Here is a 6,134-nt window from a genome sequence, read left to right as displayed (position 1 = left end):
ATGTCGAACGGTTGTGGCAGGCGCTTCATGAGACAATAACCCGAAATCACCAGTGCAGTTCAATGTGGCAACTGTTGAAAAAGGTCCATCACTTTATGAATACCGTCAGCCCATTCCCCGGGGGAAACATGGGCTGGCTAAAGTGTAGCGGTATTAGGATCAGTTATTTAGCTGAGAGCGAATATGCTCAGCGCCTGCAGCAGATTGAAATAGAGCGGCGTCAGCTTGAAGTTGAAAAACTGCGCAGGGAAATGTCTTCAGAACCGGAGGACAGCGAGCCGGTACCAGTGGCCATTAATATTAACGTCGTGGATGCCCGCGTAAGGAATGACGATGATGGGGATCTCACCGACACTTAATATTCCTCAGGCGCGATTTCTTGCCATGCCTCACAAGTTCAGGGCATACGTTGCCGGATTTGGCTCCGGTAAAACGTGGGTGGGATGTGGTGGTATCTGTAAAGAAATGTGGGAGCACCCCCGCATCAATCAGGGATATTTTGCACCCACTTATCCACAGATCCGCGACATTTTTTATCCGACGGTTGAGGAGGTTGCCTTTGACTGGGGAATGCGCGTTGAAATCAATGAAAGTAATAAAGAGGTGCACTTCTACGTCGGCAGGCAGTACCGCGGCACGACGATTTGCCGATCGATGGAAAAACCACAGACGATCGTGGGTTTCAAAATCGGTAATGCGCTTATTGATGAGCTGGATGTTATGCCCGCGAAAAAAGCGGAATTAGCCTGGCGAAAAATCATTGCCCGCATGCGTTATAAAGTACCAGGCCTGCGGAACGGCATTGACGTTACGACCACACCCGAAGGATTTAAATTCGTTTATCAGCAATTTGTAAAAGCTGTACGCAACAAGCCCTCGCTGACAACCCTGTACGGGCTGGTGCAGGCTTCGACGTTTGATAACGAGAAAAACCTCCCTCCGGACTATATCCCCTCGCTGATGGAATCGTACCCGTCTGAGCTGATTAAGGCGTATCTGCGCGGGCTTTTCACCAACCTGACCAGCGGCACGATTTATCATCAGTTTGATCGCAGACTGAATAACTGCGAAGAAGAAGAGCAGCCGGGCGAACCACTTTATATTGGTATGGATTTCAACGTGGGGAAAATGGCAGGTATCGTCCACGTACTTCGCTTGGGTCTGCCGCGCGCAGTGAGTGAAATCATCAATGCTTACGATACACCGGATATGATCCGCATAATTAAAGAGCGTTTCTGGCTCTGTGATGGCGACGATTATCGTAAGGTGCGTGAAATCTATATTTACCCGGATGCATCAGGCGACTCGCGGAAATCGAGTAACGCCAGCACCACTGATATCGCCCAGCTCAGACAGGCAGGTTTTCATGTCATTGTTGATGAGGCTAACCCGCCGGTTAAGGATCGCATTAATGCCATGAACGCCATGCTCTGCAACGGCAATGGCGAACGTCGCTATAAGGTTAACGTGAAACGTTGCCCGGTTTACACCGAGTCGCTGGAACAGCAGGTATGGGGTGATAACGGTGAGCCGGATAAAAAATCCGGCAACGATCATCCCAACGACGCTGGTGGTTATTACATTGTGAAGCAGTTCCCCATCGTGAAACCTGCCTTCTCCATCTCTCTGGATACGACTTTCTGATGAGCGAAAACTACGACATTACGTTTGTCCGCCCCGAGCACAGGGCGGCGATGCCCCTGTGGAAAATGATCCGTGAAGTCTGTCGCGGGGCCGATGCGGTCAAGAGTGCCGGGCATGCGTATCTCCCCCGGCTGGATCCGACCGACCTTTCCGCACGCAACAGGCGGCGCAATGAGGATTACCTGGACCGCGCCGTTTTCTATCCCATTTCGGTCAATACCAAAATCGGCATGCTGGGCATGGCCTTTCGTAAGGTGCCCACGATTAACGCGCCGGATAAGCTGGCCTGCCTGCTCAATAACGCGGACGGGGCCGGAACCAGCATTTATCAGCAGTCGCAGGTGGTGCTGGAAAATATTCTTGAAGCGGGCCGCGAGGGACTGTATGTGGACTATGCCACGGCAGAAAACCGGCCAATTATCGTGGGCTACCGGGCTGAAGACATCATCAACTGGCGCACACAGACTATTGAGGGGCGCACATCCCTTGTGCTGGTGGTGCTGCGCGAGGTCACTGAAGAGCCTGACGGGTTCGGGTTTAAGCTGCGCGTGCAGTATCGTGAGCTGGCGCTGGAAAACGGCACGTTCGTCTGCCGCATCTGGAAACGCACCGGCCCGGAAGAAACCGGCCCTTATGTCGTTGCTGAGGAAATTATTCCGCGCGCGTTTGCGTCTGCTGAGCCGTGGAATGAAATCCCATTTGCCTTTATTGGTGCGCAGAATAACGATCCGACGCTGGACGAGCCGCCGCTGGCCGCCCTGGCCGAAATCAACCTCGGCCACTACCGCAACAGCGCTGATTATGAAGACAGCGTGTGGTTCTGCGGGCAGGTTCAGCCGTGGATGTCGGGCCTGACCACGGAATGGCGGGATCATCTGGAAAAGTCAGGTGTTAAAGTCGGCTCCCGCAATCCGCTGATGCTGCCGAAAGATGGCACTTTCGCTTACGCTCAGGCACAGCCCAATATGCTGGCTAAAGAGGCGATGGACAGCAAGCGTGACTATATGGTTGCGCTGGGTGCCAGGCTGATTGAGCAGAATTCAGCGGTAAAAACAACCACGCAGGCCAGCAGTGAGCAGAGTGCCGCAACGTCTTTACTGAGCATCTGCGTGGCTAACGTGTCCGAGGCCTACACACGGGCGCTGAACTGGTGCGCCCGTTATGCCGGTGATGCGTCAGGCGGCTGGAGCTACACGCTGAATCAAGAGTTTATCGCCCGCGTGGCCGATTCCGGCATGGTGTCGGCCATTGTCAGTGCCTGGCAGTCAGGCGCCATGCGCGACGACGATCTGGTGCGGGTATTCCAGAAGCTTGACATCATCAACCCTGCTGCCGATCTGGATGACGTTATTCAGGCTCTCAAGGACAAGGCTCCCACCTTTACCGGACTGAATTATGCCGACGATAAATGAGCGTCTGCGTGACGAGCAGATAGCACACCGGGTTCACCTGACGCGCTATGAAGCGGGCGTCGTCAGTAAGCTGGTGGCCACGCTCAGCGCTGACGATGCAGAGCTGGCCGCTAGGCTGCTGGTGGAGCTGGAAGATATACCCGCAGGCAGCCTCTCCGTTAAAAAAATGTCCCGCCTGCTGGCTCCCGTCAGGGACATTAACCGTAAGGCGGTGACGCGCTTTTTCGGCGAGCTCGGTCAGGTGCTTAAAGATTTCACGGAGTATGAGACCGGATTCGGCTTCGACCTGATTAAGTCCCTGCTGCCGGAGGTGGTGAGCCAGCGCGGGCTGCTGAAAAAAATCGATGCCGGGCAGGCCTACTTGCGGGCCGTGACTGAACCCTTTCACGGTTATGCGCTGAAGGAGTGGACCGATAAGCTTGAGGCCGACCGCTTCGCGCGCATCGTCAATACGGTACGCACCGGGCAGGGCAGGGGTGACGCGCCCGATCAGACCGTCAGAAACGTGCGTGGCACAAAGGCCCGTAACTGGCAGGACGGCGCGCTGAATAAAAGCCGGGCCAACGCCTCCGCCATCGGTTACAGCACGCTGGCGCATGCAGCTGAAGTCGTGCGGGAGCAGACGGCGACGGCGAACGATCACCTGATCAAGGCCAAACAGTGGCTGTCCACCCTGGATAATAAAACCTCGCCGCCTTGCCGGATCCGTGATGCGCTGACCTACACCCTGCATAATCAGCCCATAAAACACGGTATACCGTGGGGAGACGGACCGGGGCGGCTGCACTTTCACTGCCGCTCCACCTACACGCTGATATTCAGAAGCTGGCAGGAAATGGGCCTGCTACCTGATGACCTCACCGGCGATGAAAAAGACGCGCTCAGCGGTGAGGTACCGAAGCCGGTCACCTATCCGGCCTGGATAGCTCGACAGCGTGCCAGCCGGCAGGATGACATTCTCGGACCAATGCGTGGAAGACTGCTTCGCAGCGGCGGACTGAAACTTTCTTTTATACCGAAGACGGCCGGTGGCTGACGCTGGACGAGCTTCGCCAGCGGGACGCCGCAGCGTTTAAGCGCGCCGGTCTCGACTGACGTCTTCATAACGAACAGCAGCCCTGGCTAAGCCGGGGCTTTTTTATGGGCGAAGCCCGATAACTGACCATTCCCGAGGGGAAAACATGCTTTTCAGAAATATGTTCCTGAAATATTACGCGGCAGCTGATGAGAACGGTGACGGCGGCGCACCATCAGGTGGTGAGCCAGAAATTACGCCGGAAATTCAACAGATCATTGATGCGCGTGTAAACAGCGTCGTTACCGGCCTGAAAACCAAAAACAGCGAACTGTTGGGAACCATTAAGCAGCAAAAAGATAACCTCGCGCGTTTTGACGGTATCGATCCGGACGCCGTTAAAACCATTCTGCAGCGCTTTTCCGACGACGAAGAGGCAAAGCTGATTGCCGAAGGAAAAATTGACGATGTGCTGAACAAGCGCACCGAGCGCCTGCGCGCCGACGTGGAAAAGCAGATCCAGGCCGCCAACGAGCGTGCGGAAAAGGCCGAAGCGTTTACCAGAAAGTTCAGCGATCGCGTCTTGGGCGATGCCATCCGCAGCGCTGCGCTGAAAACCGGTGCGCTGCCGGGTGCGGCCGACGACATTATTCTGCGCGCACGCGGCACCTTCACCCTGAACGATGACGGCGAGGCCGTGGCGGTGGACGATGAGGGTAATCCGGTGCTGGGGAAAGACGGCAAAACCCCGCTTACGCCGCTGGAGTGGGCCGAATCCCTGAAAGAGACAGCTCCCCATCTGTTCCCGCAGGCCGAAGGCACCGGGGCAGGTGGTCACCGTTCCGGTGCGGGCGGTGCTCTGAAGCGTTCTGTCATGTCGTCACAGCAGAAAGCCGACTATATCCGCAAACATGGCCAGCAGGCCTTTTTGCGCCTCCCTAAAGACTAAGGACTGAAAAACCATGTCAACGACAACCAATGCCGACATGATCATTTACGACGATCTGGCGCAGACAGCCTTTCTGGAACGTCGCCAGGATAATCTCAACGTATTTAACGCCTCATCGAACGGTGCGATCATTCTCGATAACGAACTGATTGAAGGTGATTTCAAAAAGCGCGCTTTTTATCAGGTAGGCGGCTCGATTGAGTTCCGCGACGTTGAATCCACCAAAACCATCGAAGGCCAGAAAATCGGTGCCGGCGAAGCGATCGGCGTTAAAACCCCCTGGAAGTATGGCCCGTACACCACGACCGAAGAAGCCTTCAAGCGCCGCGGCCGTGACGTAAGCGAGTTCTCTGAGGTGGTGGGCACCGATGCCGCTGATGCTTCGCTTGAAGGTTATATCAGCTATGCCGTGAAGGCGCTGGTGGCCGCCATCGGCAACAATAACGACATGCAGGTGAGTGCCGATATCGCCACCGACGGCAAAAAAACGCTGACCCGCGGCCTGCGTAAGTACGGCGATAAGTTCAACCGCGTCTCGCTGTTCGTTATGCACTCCGCGACCTACTTCGATATTGTCGATCAGGCCATCGACAACAAGCTTTACGAAGAGGCGGGCGTGGTGGTCTATGGCGGTCAGCCGGGCACGCTGGGTAAGCCGGTGCTGGTCACCGACCGCTGCCCGGCAGATTCCATTCTGGGTCTGGTACCCAACGCGGTAAAAATCACGGAGTCGCAGGCACCGGGTTTCCGCTCCTATCCGATTAACGACCAGGAGAACCTCGCCATCGGTTATCGCGCGGAAGGCGTGGTGAACATCGATTTGCTGGGCTATAGCTGGGCGACGGCGAAAGGGGCAAATCCCGACATCACCAAAATCGGCACCAAAGGGAACTGGACGAAGCACTTTAAGGAGAACAAGGCGACTGCGGGCGTGCTGATCAACGTTGGCGGTCAGGCGTCAAGCTAATCATCGAAGGGGCTCCGGCCCTGAGGGATCCCCACAAATTGACGCTAATAAACCAGCACCATTTTGTGGTAAACCCTTGTTAAATTGTTAAGAACGTCCTTCAGGGATATTCGCCTGAGCATTAGCGGAGAATGCCGTAAAATATTC

The 6,134-nt window shown here is 55.6% G+C and carries 5 protein-coding genes and 2 pseudogenes; all 7 read left to right on the top strand.

What is annotated here, in order from left to right; genetic code table 11:
• Window positions 1-148, top strand: a pseudogene (locus tag F7Q90_RS28025) (IS630 family transposase); the annotation flags it as partial.
• Between the two features lie 19 nt (window positions 149-167).
• Window positions 168-359, top strand: a pseudogene (locus F7Q90_RS28020) (terminase small subunit); the annotation flags it as partial.
• Window positions 337-1,644, top strand: coding sequence for a terminase large subunit domain-containing protein (locus F7Q90_RS24285; RefSeq protein ID WP_044242319.1), 1,308 nt, complete (start codon window positions 337-339; stop codon window positions 1,642-1,644). The pseudogene F7Q90_RS28020 and the gene F7Q90_RS24285, both read left to right, overlap by 23 nt.
• Entirely contained in the window at window positions 1,644-3,056 is a 1,413-nt protein-coding gene (locus F7Q90_RS24280; protein WP_006120133.1) for a DUF4055 domain-containing protein, read from the top strand. The genes F7Q90_RS24285 and F7Q90_RS24280 overlap by 1 nt, the downstream gene beginning before the upstream one ends.
• Window positions 3,040-4,092, top strand: a complete 1,053-nt coding sequence (locus tag F7Q90_RS24275; RefSeq protein ID WP_006120132.1) for a structural protein — start codon at window positions 3,040-3,042, stop codon at window positions 4,090-4,092. Before F7Q90_RS24280 ends, F7Q90_RS24275 begins: the two co-directional genes overlap by 17 nt.
• A 145-nt stretch (window positions 4,093-4,237) precedes the next feature.
• Window positions 4,238-5,020, top strand: coding sequence for a hypothetical protein (locus F7Q90_RS24270; RefSeq protein WP_006120131.1), 783 nt, complete (start codon window positions 4,238-4,240; stop codon window positions 5,018-5,020).
• A gap of 13 nt (window positions 5,021-5,033) precedes the next feature.
• Window positions 5,034-5,987: a major capsid protein gene (locus tag F7Q90_RS24265; RefSeq protein WP_151161120.1), complete on the top strand. Its 954-nt coding sequence runs from the start codon at window positions 5,034-5,036 to the stop codon at window positions 5,985-5,987.
• Window positions 5,988-6,134 lie beyond the last annotated feature (147 nt).

It is taken from the genome of Pantoea stewartii subsp. stewartii, assembly GCF_008801695.1.
Lineage (GTDB): Bacteria > Pseudomonadota > Gammaproteobacteria > Enterobacterales > Enterobacteriaceae > Pantoea > Pantoea stewartii.
This window is presented reverse-complemented; position numbering and strand designations above follow the sequence as displayed.

Excerpts from the sequence above, each read along its gene's own strand:
- F7Q90_RS24285 (WP_044242319.1), top strand. The coding sequence starts at position 337 with ATGGGGATCTCACCGACACTTAATATTCCTCAGGCGCGATTTCTTGCC.
- F7Q90_RS24280 (WP_006120133.1), top strand. The coding sequence starts at position 1,644 with ATGAGCGAAAACTACGACATTACGTTTGTCCGCCCCGAGCACAGGGCG.
- F7Q90_RS24275 (WP_006120132.1), top strand. The coding sequence starts at position 3,040 with ATGCCGACGATAAATGAGCGTCTGCGTGACGAGCAGATAGCACACCGG.
- F7Q90_RS24270 (WP_006120131.1), top strand. The coding sequence starts at position 4,238 with ATGCTTTTCAGAAATATGTTCCTGAAATATTACGCGGCAGCTGATGAG.
- F7Q90_RS24265 (WP_151161120.1), top strand. The coding sequence starts at position 5,034 with ATGTCAACGACAACCAATGCCGACATGATCATTTACGACGATCTGGCG.